A 16,298-nucleotide genomic window follows, 5' to 3' on the forward strand; every position below is an offset into this window, starting at 1 on the left:
AGCGGCGGAAACCGCGGCCGGTGATACCGGCCGCGGTTTCCGCGGTGACCGCCAGGGGAGAGCCCGTCGGTCGTGGGATCCGGGCCGGCTCAGAACGCGGCTTCGTCGAGTTCCATGACGCTGATGTCCACGTCGGAGATGACCGACCAATCCGCACTGAGGTGCGGGAGGACGTTCTTGGCGAAGAACGACGCGACGGCGATCTTGCCCTGGTAGAAGGCGCGGTCCTGGTCGCCGGGGTCGGCATCGAGTGCGGCCGAGGCGATTTCGGCGGCGACGATGAGTCGCCAGGCGACGAGGAGGTCTCCGACGGCGAGCAGGAACCGGACGGAGTTCAGTCCGATCTTGTACAACTCGGTGGGCTGTTCCTGCGCGGCGAGCAGGTGCTGGGTGAATCGGCCCGCCATGTCCTGCACGTCTTCGAGCGCGGTGGCGAGCAGGACCTTCTCGACCTTGAGCCTGCCGTTGCCGGTGGTGGAGTGCGCCGTGTCCCGGATCTTGCCCGCGAGATGGGCCAGCGCGACGCCGCGGTCACGGGCGATCTTGCGGAAGAAGAAGTCCTGCGCTTGGATGGCGGTGGTGCCCTCGTAGAGCGAGTCGATCTTCGCGTCGCGGATGTACTGCTCGATCGGGTAGTCCTGCAGGAAGCCGGAGCCGCCCAGGGTTTGCAGCGACTCGGTCAGGTACTGGTAGGCGCGCTCGGAGCCGACACCCTTGACGATCGGCAGCAGCAGATCGTTGACCCGAGCGGCCAATTCGGCGTCCGCTCCCGAGATGTGCTGAGCGACAACATCGTTCTGATGGCCTGCGGTGTAGAGGTAGATCGCGCGAAGCCCTTCGGCGTACGCCTTCTGCATCATCAGCGACCGCCGCACATCGGCGTGCCGGGTGATGGGGACCTTCGGCGCGGCCTTGTCCGCCATCTGGGTCAGATCACTGCCCTGCACGCGGGCCTTGGCGTATTCGAGGGCATTGAGATAGCCGGTGGACAAGGTCGCGATGGCCTTGGTGCCCACCATCATCCGCGCTTCCTCGATGACCTCGAACATTTGCGCGATGCCGTCGTGCACCTCGCCGACCAGCCAGCCCTTGGCGGGGATGCCGTGGCCGCCGAAGGTGACCTCGCAGGTGGCGGAGGCTTTGAGGCCCATCTTGTGCTCGACGTTGGTGACGAACACGCCGTTGCGCTCGCCCAGCTCACCGGTCTCGGGGTCGAAGTGGAACTTCGGCACGAAGAACAGCGACAGGCCCTTGGTGCCCGGTCCGGCGCCCTCGGGGCGGGCCAGTACCAGGTGCATGATGTTGGGGAACAGATCGTCGGAGTCGGCGGAGGTGATGAACCGCTTGACGCCCTCGATGTGCCAGGTGCCGTCTTCCTGCTCGAGCGCCTTGGTGCGGCCCGCTCCGACGTCGGAGCCTGCGTCGGGCTCGGTCAGCACCATGGTGGCGCCCCAGCCCTGGTCGGCGGCGATCTGCGCCCACTTCTTCTGCTCGTCGGTGCCGATGCCGTGGATGATATGGGCCATCGACGGACCGGTCAGGTACAGGTAGGCCGCGGGCTGGGCGCCGAGGACGAATTCGCTGATCGCCCAGCTGACCATCGAGGGCGCGGGTACACCGCCGATCGCCTCGGCCTTGCCGACGCGCCACCAGTCGGCGTCGTACCACGCCCGCACCGAGTTCTTGAACGATTCCGGCAGGCTGACCGAGTGGGTGGCGGGATCGAACACCGGTGGATTGCGATCGGTGTCGGCATACGGCTCGGCCACCGGTCCTTCGGCCAGGCGCGCGGCCTCCGCCAGCATCGACCGCACGGTGTCGCCGTCCAGGTCACCGAACGCTCCGGTGCGCAGGACGTCGTCCAGTCCGTACACCTCGAACAGGTTGAACTCGAGGTCACGCACGTTGCTCTTGTAATGGCTCACGGGCCAGGGCCTTTCGACAAAACGGCCGGTGTACCGGCAAGGGATCAGGCGGGCGCACGGATGGGTGATCGCCCCCGGCACACTGTGCGGCACCGAACATGCGAAAGCAATCCGATGTTAATGACTACTAAGTAAATGATTGAATGACCGCTGCATAAAATCCGCTGATAGCGCGCAATTGGCATGGTTAAGTTAATGACCAATAAGTGGCACAAATCACTGTGCGGGAATTCGCCCATGGATTCCGGCCGTTTCGATCCGCTCTCCGATCGTCACGAGAACGTCGACGAGATCGCCGCGCCTGCGGAAGCGTGGGTTGCGTACCGCATCGATGACCACGGTGGTGACGGCACGGCTGAGCACCCGCGCCGCCGGAGCGGGCAAGTCCGGCCGCACGGCTTGCAGCATGCGGGCCCACTGGGCGATGCCGTCCAAGCGCACCCTCCGATAGCGCTGCACCGCGTCACCCGGCAGATGCCGGGTCTCGCTGACGGTGATGGCCAGCAGATCGGGCTCGTCGACGCCCAGTTGCGCGAAGCTGCGCAGGAGTGAGCGCATTGTCTCCTCGGCGCCGCGGCCCTCGGCGATCGCCCGGGCGAGCAGCAGCCGAAGCCACTCGTCCTGCCGTCGGACGATCTGGTCCAGCAGCTCGGCCTTGCTCGAGAAGTGGTGGTACAAGGCAGGACCCGTGACGCCGACGGCCGCGCCGATGTCTTCGATGCCTACGGCGGCATAGCCGCGGGTGCTGAATAGTCGCGCCGCTTCGGCGAGCATCCGCTCCGACCGCAGTGCTCGGTCGAGCGCGATGTTGCCGGTCTCCGTGCGCGGCTGCCGGTTCGGCGCATGGCCCGCCGGATGCTCGGGCAGCTCGGTGGCGATCACCGCCGCGACGGCGGCGTCGAGCACCTGCGCGGCGGCCGGAGCGGGCAACTCGGCGCGGTGGTAGGAGGGGCTGACCGCGATCGACAGCACGCACCAGCTGAGTAGTTCGACGTCGGCGGTGCTCAGTTCCGGCCTGCGCAGGCGAATCGTGCGTCGCAGGTACCGGGTGATGCGCGAAGCCCGGACCAGCACGGCGGTTTTGTCGGCGGGGGTCAGGTTGCGGAACTCCAGTTGCCACAGCCTCGGCAAGCCGCGCAGTTCGAGCGCCACCCGCACCAGCGCCGCCAGGACCGCGTCGCCGGAATCGTCGGCGCGGTACGCGGCGTCCACCCGGTACAGGGTGTCGTCGAGGCCCACCAGCAGGCACTGTCCCAAGAGCTGTTGTTTGTTGCGGAAGTGCCGGTACAACGCCGTCGCGGAGATGTCGACCGCCGCCGCGATGTCGGCCATCGTCGTGCCGTAATAACCGCCGTGCGTGAACGCGTCGGCCGCGGCATCCAGGATCATCTGGCGCCGATGCGGCGGTCTCCGCCGTGGCTGTCTGCTGTCGGCCTGTGTGCGCATCGCGGTCAGTGTGGCGCATCGGAGTGTCTGTGGCGGCGTGGGGGACGGGTCGGTGTGGGAACCCTCGCCTGTGTGACGATTTCGTCATAAGCGACGTTCCGAAGCTACTGTCGAGTAGGCTTCCCGAGCCATCACCGACCGGGATCGTCGTCGATCAGATAAGCAGAGGGAGCCGCCCGTGAGCGCTGACACCGCGGACGCCGCAGCGCTGTCGTCCATGGCTGCCCGGCTGCGCATCGCGTCCACCGTGATTCTGCGGCGCGCGCGAAGGGATCCCGATGAACGGCGGCTGTCCGCGACGCAGTGGGCGGTGCTGGGGCGCCTGCACCGGTACGGCGCCCTGGCCGCGGTGGACCTGGCACGACTGGAGATGCTGCGACCGCAGACCATGCGCAACGTGGTCGACGGTCTGCGCGATCAGGGCCTGATCGTCGGTGTGCGCGATCCGAACGACGGGCGCCGGGTGAATCTGACCCTCACCGACGAAGGCCGCGCCTGGGTGTGCGGACATCAGGCGTCGGCGAACGACGTTCTGGCGCAGGTCTTGTCCGAGAGCTTGCCCTCCGGCGAGCTGCACAAGGTCGGCGAGGCACTGGAACTGCTCGAACGCATCGCCTACGGGTGAGCGCGGCGGACCGGATGCGGCTCGCGATGCCTTCCGTGCCCGCGCGGGCGGGGTAGGTAAGGTCTGAAGCGTCGTGGAACGGACTCCACGATGCAGCCGCCGAACAGCTTCGCGCGGACGCGCCGCCCTGTCGAACGAAGAGAGTTGATCGATGCCGACCTCTACAGCGCGTGCACAGATCGGGGTCACCGGTCTGGCGGTCATGGGTAGCAACATCGCACGGAACTTCGCCAGGAACGGCTATACCGTTGCGCTGCACAACCGCACCGTCGCCAAGACCGACGCACTGCTCGAGGCCCACGGTGACGACGGCGACTTCGTGCGCACCGAGACGGTCGAGGAGTTCGTCGCCGCGCTGGAGAAGCCACGCCGGGTGCTGATCATGGTCAAGGCCGGCGCCGCGACCGACGCGGTCATCGAGGAACTGGCGGCCGCGATGGAACCGGGCGACATCATCATCGACGGTGGAAACGCCCTCTACACCGATACCATTCGGCGAGAAGCGGCGATGCGCGAGCGCGGGCTGAACTTCGTCGGCGCCGGCATCTCCGGTGGCGAGGAGGGTGCGCTCAACGGCCCCGCGATCATGCCGGGCGGCCCGAAGGAGTCCTACGACTCGCTCGGTCCCCTGCTGGAATCCATCGCGGCGAAGGTCGACGGAACGCCGTGCTGCACCCATATCGGTCCCGACGGCTCCGGGCACTTCGTCAAGATGGTGCACAACGGCATCGAGTACGCCGACATGCAGTTGATCGGCGAGGCCTACCACTTGTTCCGCGACGCGCTGGGCTTCGACGCCAAACAGATCGCCGATGTGTTCACCCAGTGGAACTCCGGCGATCTGGAGAGCTACCTCGTCGAGATCACGGCCGAAGTCCTCGAGCAGGTGGACGCGAAGACGGGCAAACCGCTGGTGGACGTGATCGTCGACGCGGCGGAGCAGAAGGGCACCGGGCGCTGGACGGTGAAGTCCGCGCTCGACCTCGGCGTGCCGGTGACCGGAATCGCCGAAGCGGTGTTCGCGCGAGCGCTCTCCGGTTCCCGCGACCAGCGCAAGGCCGCCAAGGGGCTCGCTTCGGGCCGGTTGGCCGAGAAGCCCACCGACGTAGAGCAGTTCACCGAGGACATCCGGCAAGCGCTCTACGCCTCGAAGGTGGTCGCTTACGCGCAGGGTTTCGACCAGATCGCCGCGGGCAGCGTCGAATACGACTGGAATCTGCGCCCCGGCGACCTCGCGACGATCTGGCGCGGCGGCTGCATCATCCGCGCCCGCTTCTTGAACCGGATCAAGGACGCCTACGACGAGAATCCGGCACTGCCGAGCTTGATCCTCGCGCCGTACTTCCGGGAAGCGATCGAGACCGCCACCGACAGCTGGCGCCGTGTCGTGGCCACCGCGACCCTGCTCGGAATCCCGGTACCGGCGTTCGCGTCGTCCCTGTCCTACTACGACGCCCTGCGCGCCGAGCGCCTCCCGGCCGCGCTCACCCAGGCGCAGCGTGATTACTTCGGCGCCCACACCTATGAACGCGTCGACGCCGAAGGCAAGTACCACACGCTGTGGAGCGGCGATCGCGGCGAGGTTCGCGCCGACTGATTGCCGGTCCGGTCACAGTGTCGCAGTGCGGGCGAGCCCGCACTGCGACATCGGCGCATACTCCGTGGCCGCGGACCGTGTCAGCTACGGGGGTACCGGCGGCGCGTTCCCATGCCGCCCGGCGGAGCAGGCGCAGCCCGTTGAGCCCGACGATGACGGTGGATCCCTCGTGTCCGGCGACGCCGAGCGGAAGGGGCAGGGTGCCGGCGAGGTCCCAGACGACCAGCACGCCGATGAACGTGGCGGCGATGGTCAAGTTCGCGATCACCACGCGCCGCGCCTGCCGGGACAACGCGATCACCGCCGGGATCGTGGTCAGATCGTCGCGCACGACCACGGCGTCCGCGGTCTGCATCGCCAGGTCGGACCCGGCCCCGCCCATCGCGATGCCGACCTCGGCCGCGGCGAGGGCCGGGGCGTCGTTGATGCCGTCACCGACCACGGTCACTTTCCGCCCGTCGGCCTGCAGTTCCCGCACCGCGGTCACCTTGTCGTCGGGCAGTAGCCCGGCCCGCACGTCGGTGATGCCGGCCGTGGCGGCGAGCCGGTCGGCCGTGGCGCGGTTGTCGCCGGTCAGCAGCACCGGCGCCGTGCCGATCGAGGTGGTGGTAGCGCGGACGGCCGCCACCGCTTCCGGCCGCAGCTGGTCGGTGAGGGCGAGTACACCGATCGGCTGGTGCTCGCAGGTCACGACGACAGCGGTGTAGCCGTTCGCCTGCACGGTGTCGACGATGGTTCGCGCGATGCCGTCCGATGCCGGTCCTGCCGTGGCGGGGGAGCCGGCGCCGATGCGGCGGTCACCGACGAGCGCGGTCACGCCGCGACCGGGATATGCGGTGAACTCGGTGACGTCGGGCAGTTCCAGATCCCGGACGCGGGCCGCGCGCACGATCGCCGCGGCCAGCGGATGCTCGCTCGAACGCTCGGCCGCGGCCGCGAGCCGCAGCAACTCGCTCTCGTCGAATCGTTCGTCCACGCGGTGGATCTCGGCGAGTACCGGGGTGCCGCGGGTCAGGGTTCCGGTCTTGTCGAAGGCGACGTGCGTCGTGGCGCCGAGCTTCTCCATGACCACCGCGGACTTGACCAGGACGCCGTGGCGGCCCGCGTTGGCGATGGCCGCCAGCAGCGGCGGCATGGTGGCCAGCACCACCGCGCAGGGGGAGGCGACGATCATGAACGTCATCGCTCGCGACAGCGCCCGCTGCAGCGTTTCTCCGAGCAGCAGGGGAATCGCGAACACCGCGAGGGTGACCACGACCATGCCGATCGAGTACCGCTGTTCCACCTTCTCGATGAAAAGCTGTGTGCGCGCCTTGGTTCGGGCGGCTTGCTCGACGAGGGCGGCGATCCGGGCGACCACGGAGTCCTGCGCCCGGCGATCGACGCGGATACGCAGCGCGCCGGTGCCGTTGAGAGTGCCCGCGAACACTTCGTCGCCCGCGGTCTTGTCGACCGGCAGCGGCTCACCGGTGATGGTGGCCTGATCGACCTCGCTGCCGCCGGAGACCACCGTCGCGTCCGCGGCGATCCGCTCACCGGGGCGCACCACGACGACATCCCCGACTTCGAGTTCGGCGGCGTTCACCGTCTCCTCGTCACCATCGCGGGTGACCCGGGTCGCGGTGTCCGGCGTGAGGTCGAGCAGTCCGCGCACCGAGTCCTCGGTCCTGGCGGTGGCCAGCGCTTCCAGTGCGCCGGAAGTCGCGAAGATGACGATCAGCAACGCGCCGTCGGTGATCTGGCCGATCGCCGCGGCGCCGATCGCCGCGGCGACCATGAGCAGGTCGACATCGAGCGTCTTGTCCCGCAGTGCCTGCAATCCCGCCCAGGCCGGTTCCCATCCGCCCGCGGCGTAACAAGCCAGGTACAGACCCCACCACACCCATTGCGGGCCATCGGTCAGCTGCACCGCCAGGCCGGCCAGGAACAGCAGCGCGGCCACCGCGGCCCAACGGACCTCCGGCAAGGCGAACAGCCGGGTCCGGCGCGCGGGCGCGGGAGCGGATGCCGGAGTCGGACGGGTCGGCGCGAGAGTCGGCGCGGCCACAGGGCACCTCCAAGACAACGACGAACAGACCGCCCGACCATATCAGAAAACATGAACACGTCTTCATTTGTTCCTAGAGTATGCTGGTCAGCTATGGGACACGGCGTCGAAGGCAGGGACCGGCCTGTCGCGCGCCTGGACCCGGAATCGGCCGCGCATGTGGCGACCACGCTGCAAGCGCTCGCCACCCCGAGCCGGTTGATGATCCTCACCGAGCTGCGCCAAGGGCCCGTGTCGGTGAGTGCGCTGGCCGACGCCATCGGCATGGAGCAGTCCGCCGTGTCACACCAGCTTCGGCTTCTGCGCAACCTGGGTCTGGTCACGGGAACGCGCACCGGCCGCAGCATCGTCTACAGCCTCTATGACAATCACGTCGCCCAACTGCTGGACGAGGCGATCTATCACAGCGAACATCTGCGCCTCGGGTTGTCCGACCGCCCCGAGGCCGTGGGCTGACCGACGTGGTGGCCGGGCGACTATCGCGCCGTGGATTTCACAATTTGTAGCCGATCCGGCGCAGTAGCTGCTTGCGGGCCGCCTGGTCGTCGGTGCTTTCCACGCCGAGCGGCGCGGAACCGTCGACGACTCCGAGGATTCCTCGCCCCAGCTCGGACTCGGCGATGAGGACTTCCACGGGATTGGCCGTGGCACAGAAGATCCCGCACACTTCCGGGACCTGCTTCACGGCATTGAGCACATTGACCGGGTAGCCCTCGCGGAGGAAGACGATGAACGAGTGTCCCGCCGCGATCGCCGCCGCGTTCTTCGTGGCGAGCTCGACCAGCGAATCGTCGTTGCCGGAGTGACGGATCAGGCGTGGTCCGGAAGCCTCGCAGAACGCCAGCCCGAACCGCAGGTGAGGTCCGACCCCCACGAGGGTTTCGTGCAGGTCCTCCACGGTTTTGATGAAGTGGGACTGTCCGATGATGACGTTGAGATCATCCGGTTTGTCGATGCGCACGGCTGTCAACTCCACGGCGACATCCTGCGCCCTTCCGGCGAAGATTCATAGCATTTCGACATATATATTGTTCGCGTCGCGAACGCCTCGGTCCCGACGAGTTGCCGGGGTGGGGGCCGGTCTCGCTGGATGCCGGATTCAGCAGTCGGCGGCGCGGGAGGGCAAGTCCACGGCCAGCGCGGTGGCGTTGTCTTTCCCTCCGGCCAGAACGGCGGCGTCCACCAGGGTGTTCGCGATGGCGTGCGCCGTGTCGCCTTCCGCCAGTATCGCCTTGATCGTGGCGATGCTCAGTGGCTTGTGCACTCCGTCGGTGCTCAGCAGCAGCCTGCCCGTGCTCGACCCGGTCGCGGCGTAGCCGATTTCGTCCGGACGCGCGGTGCGGGCGGAGGTGGTGACGAGATGGCCCATGCGTGGCGTAGGAACGCGTCCGCGAGCTCGGCACATCTCGGCGACGGTGTGATCGGTGGTGATCTGGTGCAGTACCCGGCCGTTCCACCGGTAAGCGCGACAGTCACCCACCCAAGCCACCTCACAGGGCCCATCGGGCCGACCGGCGGCGGGCAGCACTGCGACGACGAGCACGCTGTCGGCCGACGGCTCCGGGACCTCGCGCAGCAGTTCCCGCTGGGCCGCGATGATGCCCGCCCGCGCCCCCTCGCGTGCACCGAACCGCGCCGCCGCCGCGGCGACCGTGCGGGCCGCCCGGGCAGCCAGCAGATGGTCCCCGACGCCGTCGGCGACGACGAACGCGGTCGCCCCGGTCGTGGCGTTGGTTTCGGTCCCTACCGCGTCGGCGTTGATCGACCGCGACGCGCGCCGGCTCGCCGAGGCGCCCATGGCGCCGAGCAGCCACGAGGTCTTGATCCGCGGCATGCTCGCGGTGGTGCCGGTTCGCATTTGCTGGTCTCCTCGGGTTGGGCTGCGGGTGCTGCCGACCAGCACACTCCAAGGAGACCGCTTCATTCTTTGGGCGCGGCCAAATTTTGCCGTGTGAACGCTGAGAAAAAGCTCTCGATCGCGTTACGGAGGATCCCGGTCCACGAAGTCACCCTGTTCGCCGCCCGGAACGAATCCTCGACCGAGTCCGGGAAGCCGAGCGATGATCGATCACTCCTGTACCTTTGCAGCGCTGTACTGACGTCTTCGGAAGTCACTGAGGCTTCCATGGATTGGGGCGGAACTGTGAGCTTCATGGCCGATCTATCGCTGACGCGGCCGCGTTGATCAATGGTTGCTGTTGCACAGTGTGCCACCCCAACCGGCGTCTCGATGATCGTGGTGGGGTAGCGAAAGGGGATGGGAATTGTACGACTCGCGGGCGTGCACTGTAGAGGTCATCGAATCCCACGACTGATTCATCGTGAGGCCGCGGCATCGGTCGACGATGTCTGACCGAATTCCGCTCACCTCCCTCTGGTCGACCCTGATCAAAGCCACACGCCGATAACGTCACAAGGCGCAATCGTCCGCATCAACAGCGAGCTGGGGGTGCATAATTCGATCTCTGGATTCAAGCGAGCCGCTGAGCTCCGCCTCATAACGGCCTCAGACGAACTCGTGGCAACAGTTGGCATCAAGGCCATCAAGCTTGCCCGCAAAGAGGGTGCTCCTGTGGTCGACGTCAGTCATGTAAACAAGGCGTACGCTGCGGTAAACGGACCCGGCTGGGACGGGGTGTGGCTCGCATTCTTTGGCGTATTCGCCGGGTTGGCTGGCAACTTTGTGATCACAGCCCTGACCTCGAATCCGGACCGTCATACGTTTTGGTGGGCACTGACCGCGGTCTCCTTGGTGCTAGCAGGTTTCACATTTGCGGGGTGGGGTGGTCGCTCGGAAACGCGCCGTAAGCCTATAGACGCAGCGTCCGCAGGTCGGCGGATGAGGCCGCAAGCTTGCGCACCCAGATGATGGCGGCCATGTGCCAGCCCCGCAGGGAGGCGGTCAGCATCTGTTCAGCGGAGGCCAGGTCGAGGTCTTCGGTGTCGATCACCGCGCGGATCTGCGCCGCACGGGTGCTGTCCGAACGCGCGTCCCAGCGACGACGTTCGTTTTCGTAGATGTCGATGACGCCTTCGATAACCCGGTCGATGTAGGCGTTGACCAGAGTGTCAGCGCACGGGAAGGATCGGCTACCAGGGCGAGGTTGCGGGCACGCTGGGCATCGCGGAAGGTTTGCCGGAAGCCAGCCAGCCCGGTTGCGGGATCGCCGATCGCGATGCGAATCCCCGGCCGCCGGTGCAGATCTCGTTCGAGCCGCCCGGTGTCGAGCGAAGGCTTGCCGCTGGAGATATCCAGGCCCAGCAATTCTGTTCATCGATCACCACCGTCAACGGTTCCTTCCCGGTCGCGGTCGTGAGCATCGCCGCCTGCACTCCCGAGTCGCTCTGGCCAGCTTGCTCATCGATCACCTACCCGACACCGAAGCCTGGGGGCATCGAGTACTGGGCGACCTCATGCGCGACGATACGACGACCGCACGCCTTCGCGAAACGGTGCAAACCTATCTGGACGTCCGCGGCAGTCTCACCGACGCCGCCGCGCGCATGCACGTCCACAAGAACACCGTCCACTACCGGATACGCAGGGCCGAGGAAGTGCTCGGCCGCCCTTTGACGGTCAACCGGCTCGAAACCGAAGTCGCGCTGATGATCTCCGAGCAGCTCGGTCTCGATCAGCGGTGATCACCCCGACTCCGGCAACGCGGACCGCGCTCCTCCAGTGCCTCCTGCTGGTAACTGCGTCGAGGTGGTGCTGTGGCTCGACGGCGAAGCGCGACAGAACTCGCGCGGCCGACCGCTTCGAGCACACAAGTCGCCCTTCCCGGGTGCTCCCACGCTCGCAGCGATCGGCCTGGCGCAGTTGTTCGGCCGAGAGTCATGCCAGCCGGTAGAGGGCGGGTTGTGCGGAGATGTCGTTGGCGGCGAAGTTGGCCAGGACGAACCGCCGGAACGAGGGCCGGAAGATCATCTTCGGCGCCACGTCGCGCAGGCGGTCCCACCGGCAGTGGTTGATGATGCCGTAGTCGCGCGATTCCCCGGGGAGCGGCTGCATGACCCGGGAGTTGTCCAGCCCGGTGTTGACCGCCCACCATCCCGCCGTGTATTCCCACACCGGGACGAGTTCCTTTTCCTCCTGCCCGTAGAAGAAGTTGAACAGGAACACCCCTTGCCGCGTGGCGTCGACATCGCCCATATTGCGCGGGTTGGCGGCAGCAAGTTCGAAGGTACGCCGGGCCCCGGCCACGACGAGCTGTGTGAGTCGACGGTAGTGGGCGTGGGTCCGCAGTGTGTCGATCATTGCGGGGCTAGTGACCTCGACGAGAATCACCACGTCGTAGCGGGCCGGTCGCAGCCGATCCGCGGCGACCGCGCGGCGCAGCAAGCGGTGATTCTCGCCGAAGACCAGGTGGGCGAATCCTCGGAACACGGTGGCGCGCACGACCTCCGGGAGCCGCTCGAGCTCCGCGGTGACCGTTTTGGCCTCGCGGATCAGGCGAGCCTTGGCTCGGCTGCCGGGCAGGAACATCGGCCGGCGGTCGACCTCGGCTGCGAGCAGGAGATATCCGGTGCCGCTCGGTGCGACCAGTGCGGCCTGACTCGGGTTGAGGTGTTCGTTCACGATGCGCATGTTCGCACTCCATTCTCGCCTTTTCTGTCAACACTCGTTTGCCAACGAGCGTTGGCAACCATCATGGACCCATGACTCCGGGAAGTCAACAACCGTTTGCAAACGGTTGTTGGTATACACTGCGGGACATGAGAAGGTCGTCGGCGCAGACCAAGGCCGTGATATTGGAGGCCGCCCGGGAGCGGTTCGCCGCCGATGGGTACGACCGCACGACGATCCGCGCGATCGCCGGTGATGCCGGCATCGATCCGTCCATGGTCATGCGCTACTACGGCAGCAAACAGCAATTGTTCGCCAATGCAGTGGATCTGGACCTGGAACTGCCCGACCTGACAGTCCTGCCGTCCGACCAAGTGGGCCAGGCCCTGGCCGCCCATATCGCCGATCGGTGGGAGGGCGACGAGGTGCTGCGGATCCTGCTGCGGACCGCGGTCACCGATACCGACAGCGCCGAGCGGATGCGCGGTATCTTCGCCGCTCAACTGGTCCCGATGATCGCCGAGCTCACCGGCGATCCCGCCGGGGCTCCGGCCCGGGCCGGGCTCGCGGCCTCCCAGGCACTCGGCTTGGCGCTGTGCCGGTATGTGCTGCTCATTCCGCCGGTGGTCGACCTCTCCCGCGAAGCCATCATCGAATGGCTCGGCCCCACACTGCAGCGCTACCTGGTCGGTACGCAATAATTCTGCGCTGTCGGGTATTTCGTGCAGACCAGCGGTATCGGCCACGGCCGGTACGGTGTAACCGGCTCCGAGAGGGACCACCACACGCCGGCCCAGCCACCGCCCATCGACCTCGACGCCCAGCCCGGTGACGACACCGGCCACCTCTTGCCCCAGCGTCATCGGCACCCGCGGCGGCGGAACCGGAGCCGGGCGTCTCCGGCGGGAGCACCGAATCGATCCGGTGCGCCCCCCGGCCACGTGCAGCTCGACCGGTATCTGCCATGCACCCAGCACCGGGTCGGGTACCGACGCGCACACCAGCCGTTCCGGCGCACCGAACTCGTACTGCCGTATCGCGTACACCTCGACTCTCCGAGTTCGAGGTGGCCAGGTTCTCAGCGGCGGTCGAGTCCGGACAGGCGCCACGCCAACCGGTTCCGCACGGGCGCGGCCTTACCTGCCAGCGCCATAGCGGTATTGCGCATCGGTCGCACCCGCGCGGAGGCGGTGGCCAGGTCGGTGAGCCGGCTCGCTGTGGATACCACGGTTGCGGCGGTGCGGCGCCGAGCGGCGGCGTATTCATCGAGCAGGCTTTCCGGTTCACCGGTCAGGACCCGGGACAGCGTCGTCGCGGCCGTGACGGCGTCCTCGATACCGAGGTTCATTCCCTGGCCGCCTGCCGGTGAGTGCACGTGCCCGGCATCGCCGGCGAGCAGGACCCGGCCGTGGCGGAAGGTGTCGGCGATCCGGTGGTGGACGCGGAAACGTGACCCCCACACCACTTCTTCGACCACGACCGGGTGGGCCTGCGGGCCGCGTTCATCGAGCAATCCCTGCACGAACGCGATATCCGGGTCCTGCGGTGCCTCGTCCACGGTCGCCACGATCCGAAATCTGTCGTCGGGCAGCGGCGCGACCACTACCAGCCCGGCCGGTGAGAAGAACAGGATGACCTCGTCGGTGGGTACTCCGCCGCTGAGGCGGACGTCGGCGAGGGTGAACGATTCGGCGTAGGTGCCGCCGGTGAATCCGATTCCCGACCGTTCCCGCGCCAGGCTGTGCATGCCGTCCGCCGCCAGCAGGTAGCGCGCATGAAGCGGCCCGCCTTCCGAAAGGGTCGCGGTGACCGAATCCGGTTCCTGCGTTATCCCGGTGACCGTGGCCGGGCGGGTGACCTTCCCGCCCAGTGCGGTGAGCCGATCCAGCAGGAATTTCTCGGTGTCGGCCTGGGAGATCATCAGCGTGTACGGGTAGGCGGTGGGAAGCTCGTTGAACGGAATCGCCATCAGCAGGCGATCCCGGTCGCGGATCGTGAAGGTCGGGGTGTGCACGCCGCGCTCCACCAGGGCCGGGACCACGCCGTAGGGCTCCAGTATTTCCAGGGTGTGCGGGTGTACCACGGCCGCGCGGGAGGTGTTGGCGCCCTCGGCCTGCCGGTCGACGATCACAACGTCGTGTCCCCGTTGTTCCAGTACAACCGCCGCGGTCAGGCCGACCGGGCCCGCTCCGACGATCAGCACTTCCGCTATCGGATTGTTCATGACGGCTCCTCGAGTTCAACACTTTTCGGGATCGGAGAAAGGGGGGCGAATTCACGGTTGTCGATAGATGACCGAGAAGTCTCAGCGGAGGAATCCGGTGATCAGCGGGTTGGTTTGCGCGGGGCAATCCTCATGGACGGTGTGCCCGCAATTCGGGAGGACGGTGGCCGCCGCATCCGGGATGCGCGCTGCCAGGCGGCCCGCCTGGGATGCGGGCAGCCAGCTGTCAGCGCCGCCCCACAGCACGAGCGTGGGTGCGGCGACCCGGGCGAGCCCGGCGTCGGTGAGCCGGAAGTCCATGTTGCGCCACAACGACAGGAAACCCGCGCGATTGGCCGGCCGGGAGAACGGTGCGTAGAGCTCGTCGATCACCTCTTCGGTGACCAGATGCTTGTTGTGGAAGGTGCCGCGGATATTGTCGGCATAGAAGGACCGGGTGGTGAGGTCGGTCGCGAGCTCGCCTACTACAGGGGTGGTGAACAGCGGTGTGACCGGGGCCTTTTCGGCGTCCAGACCGGGCGAGTCGAGCAGGACGAGGCGTTCGACGCGGTCGGAGTGCTGCTCGGCGAAGTACAGGCTCCAGGCACCACCCCACGAATGACCGACGAGCGCCGTCCGGTGCAGGCCCACGGCATCGAGGAAGGTCGCCAGCGCCTGCGACATCGCCGGCAGATCGTAGGCGAAGTCGCCGCGGTGCAGTTCGGTGAATCCCTGGCTGGGCAGGTCGACGGCATAGACGGTGTGTTCGGCGGCCAGTGCCGGGATCACGTCTCGCCAGGAGTACCCCCACAGCCCACCACCCGCGACGAGCACGACGGGCGATCCGGTCCCGGTCCGGGTGTAGTGGAAACGAGCGAGCTCGGTGTCGACATACCGTGACTCCACCCGCGAAAGGTACTGCGACTGATGGCCCAGGGTCGGCGGCTGCGCGCGCGCGACGGGAACGACGAAGGCGGCAAGTGCGCCGACCAGCACGGCGGCGATCGCGGCAAGCCGGGTGAACACCGGTTTCGATGTCATGACACAACTTTCTGATCAGAGGAACCCTGTGCCTCTTGGACGAACGACCGTCGCCCCGCGTGACGGCCCGTGTCGCAGGTCACATCCCCGCCAGATAGTTTCGGTGGATCACGGCTCCGTGCCCGGTTCCGGCCCGGGGAGTAGAGCCGCGGCGGCGGCCCATGCTCGGGCGAGCCCGAACTCGGCCACGCCGCGGATCAGATCTCGGAAGGTCTCCTCCGTGGCGCCGTCCGCCCGCGCCAGCTCCGCGTGCAGATGCAGAGATGCTCCCCGGGTCTGGTAGAAGATATCCACGACCAGGCAGGCGAGTGCCCGCTCCCGGACACTGAGATACGGGCGGGCTCAGCGCTGGGCGAACTGGTCCTCGGTGAACGCCGCCAGTCCCGGGTCCACGTCCTGCATACCGCGCACCGCGCGGGCGAGTGCGCCGCTGGGCGGTACCGGCGCGACCGGGCCGGTGTCCTGCGCGGCGGGTAGGCCGAGCTCGGCCAGGCGCTGGAAGGCGGAGACCAGGACGGGGTAGCCCACATAAGGGGGCCAGGTGACGGTAGAGCTCCCTGATGGCCTCGGGCTCGACCCGTCGGCCGTGGTGTCTACGGTGGGGACAGATCGGTCGCTGACCGCGTCGCGACGTGTTCGGTCCGATCCACCACCCGCCGTTGCCTGGTCGGCGGCGGTTGCGGCGGTTACGGGAGTCCGGCTCGATCGTCGTCGAAAGTCGAGGCGCGCTGCGTGCGCGGCGAGGCTTGGAAGAAGGACTCGAGGTGGAACTCGCTGACGGCAGGACATCCACCACCGGATCAACCGCCGCCGAAGAACGGGCACGGCCTGCTCGATGTCGAGGGAG

The 16,298-nt window shown here is 67.4% G+C and carries 17 protein-coding genes; 5 read left to right on the forward strand and 12 right to left on the reverse strand.

What is annotated here, in order from left to right:
* Positions 1 to 89: 89 nt before the first annotated feature.
* Positions 90 to 1,925: an acyl-CoA dehydrogenase gene (locus K8O92_22690; protein ID UAK30693.1), complete on the reverse strand. Its 1,836-nt coding sequence runs from the start codon at positions 1,923 to 1,925 to the stop codon at positions 90 to 92.
* A 216-nt stretch (positions 1,926 to 2,141) separates the two neighbouring features.
* Entirely contained in the window at positions 2,142 to 3,371 is a 1,230-nt protein-coding gene (locus K8O92_22695; GenBank protein UAK30694.1) for a TetR/AcrR family transcriptional regulator, read from the reverse strand.
* Between the two features lie 178 nt (positions 3,372 to 3,549).
* Between K8O92_22695 and K8O92_22700 the strand changes: the two genes are divergently transcribed.
* Positions 3,550 to 3,996 (forward strand): MarR family transcriptional regulator, encoded by a 447-nt coding sequence (locus tag K8O92_22700; GenBank protein UAK30695.1) that lies wholly within the window; start codon positions 3,550 to 3,552, stop codon positions 3,994 to 3,996.
* A gap of 151 nt (positions 3,997 to 4,147) precedes the next feature.
* Complete coding sequence (gndA, locus tag K8O92_22705; protein ID UAK30696.1) at positions 4,148 to 5,593, forward strand: NADP-dependent phosphogluconate dehydrogenase; 1,446 nt, start codon at positions 4,148 to 4,150, stop codon at positions 5,591 to 5,593.
* Here gndA and K8O92_22710 read toward each other — a convergent pair.
* Positions 5,481 to 7,640 (reverse strand): heavy metal translocating P-type ATPase, encoded by a 2,160-nt coding sequence (locus K8O92_22710; protein UAK30697.1) that lies wholly within the window; start codon positions 7,638 to 7,640, stop codon positions 5,481 to 5,483. The two genes, gndA and K8O92_22710, sit on opposite strands and share 113 nt — an antisense overlap.
* Positions 7,641 to 7,733: 93 nt before the next feature.
* On the opposite strand from K8O92_22710, the gene K8O92_22715 reads away from it, so the two are divergent.
* Positions 7,734 to 8,096, forward strand: coding sequence for a metalloregulator ArsR/SmtB family transcription factor (locus tag K8O92_22715; GenBank protein UAK30698.1), 363 nt, complete (start codon positions 7,734 to 7,736; stop codon positions 8,094 to 8,096).
* A gap of 37 nt (positions 8,097 to 8,133) precedes the next feature.
* Here K8O92_22715 and K8O92_22720 read toward each other — a convergent pair whose 3' ends face one another.
* The 4 genes from K8O92_22720 to K8O92_22735 form a co-directional block, all read right to left on the reverse strand.
* A complete protein-coding gene (locus K8O92_22720; GenBank protein ID UAK30699.1) occupies positions 8,134 to 8,616 on the reverse strand; it encodes an adenosine-specific kinase in 483 nt (160 codons plus the stop codon).
* A gap of 123 nt (positions 8,617 to 8,739) precedes the next feature.
* Positions 8,740 to 9,498 carry a serine/threonine protein phosphatase gene (locus K8O92_22725; GenBank protein UAK30700.1) on the reverse strand — a complete coding sequence of 253 codons (759 nt, stop codon included), beginning with the start codon at positions 9,496 to 9,498 and terminating at the stop codon, positions 8,740 to 8,742.
* A gap of 952 nt (positions 9,499 to 10,450) precedes the next feature.
* Entirely contained in the window at positions 10,451 to 10,591 is a 141-nt protein-coding gene (locus tag K8O92_22730) for a hypothetical protein (protein UAK30701.1), read from the reverse strand.
* Positions 10,588 to 10,905: a hypothetical protein gene (locus K8O92_22735; protein ID UAK30702.1), complete on the reverse strand. Its 318-nt coding sequence runs from the start codon at positions 10,903 to 10,905 to the stop codon at positions 10,588 to 10,590. Before K8O92_22735 ends, K8O92_22730 begins: the two co-directional genes overlap by 4 nt.
* A 149-nt stretch (positions 10,906 to 11,054) precedes the next feature.
* Between K8O92_22735 and K8O92_22740 the strand changes: the two genes are divergently transcribed.
* Entirely contained in the window at positions 11,055 to 11,282 is a 228-nt protein-coding gene (locus K8O92_22740) for a helix-turn-helix domain-containing protein (protein ID UAK35884.1), read from the forward strand.
* A 193-nt stretch (positions 11,283 to 11,475) separates the two neighbouring features.
* Here K8O92_22740 and K8O92_22745 read toward each other — a convergent pair whose 3' ends face one another.
* A complete protein-coding gene (locus K8O92_22745; GenBank protein UAK30703.1) occupies positions 11,476 to 12,228 on the reverse strand; it encodes a hypothetical protein in 753 nt (250 codons plus the stop codon).
* A gap of 128 nt (positions 12,229 to 12,356) precedes the next feature.
* Between K8O92_22745 and K8O92_22750 the strand changes: the two genes are divergently transcribed.
* Positions 12,357 to 12,908, forward strand: a complete 552-nt coding sequence (locus tag K8O92_22750; GenBank protein UAK30704.1) for a TetR family transcriptional regulator — start codon at positions 12,357 to 12,359, stop codon at positions 12,906 to 12,908.
* A gap of 377 nt (positions 12,909 to 13,285) precedes the next feature.
* Here the strand turns inward: K8O92_22750 and K8O92_22755 are convergent, their stop codons facing one another.
* From K8O92_22755 to K8O92_22770, 4 genes are all read right to left on the reverse strand, one after another.
* Positions 13,286 to 14,431, reverse strand: a complete 1,146-nt coding sequence (locus K8O92_22755) for an FAD-dependent oxidoreductase (GenBank protein UAK30705.1) — start codon at positions 14,429 to 14,431, stop codon at positions 13,286 to 13,288.
* A gap of 81 nt (positions 14,432 to 14,512) precedes the next feature.
* Positions 14,513 to 15,451 (reverse strand): alpha/beta fold hydrolase, encoded by a 939-nt coding sequence (locus tag K8O92_22760; protein UAK30706.1) that lies wholly within the window; start codon positions 15,449 to 15,451, stop codon positions 14,513 to 14,515.
* A gap of 108 nt (positions 15,452 to 15,559) precedes the next feature.
* Positions 15,560 to 15,745 carry a hypothetical protein gene (locus K8O92_22765; protein UAK30707.1) on the reverse strand — a complete coding sequence of 62 codons (186 nt, stop codon included), beginning with the start codon at positions 15,743 to 15,745 and terminating at the stop codon, positions 15,560 to 15,562.
* A gap of 48 nt (positions 15,746 to 15,793) precedes the next feature.
* Complete coding sequence (locus tag K8O92_22770) at positions 15,794 to 15,979, reverse strand: hypothetical protein (GenBank protein UAK30708.1); 186 nt, start codon at positions 15,977 to 15,979, stop codon at positions 15,794 to 15,796.
* Between the last annotated feature and the right edge of the window lie 319 nt (positions 15,980 to 16,298).

Origin of the sequence: Nocardia asteroides (assembly GCA_019930625.1) — a bacterium.
GTDB classification, from domain to species: Bacteria; Actinomycetota; Actinomycetes; order Mycobacteriales; family Mycobacteriaceae; genus Nocardia; species Nocardia sputi.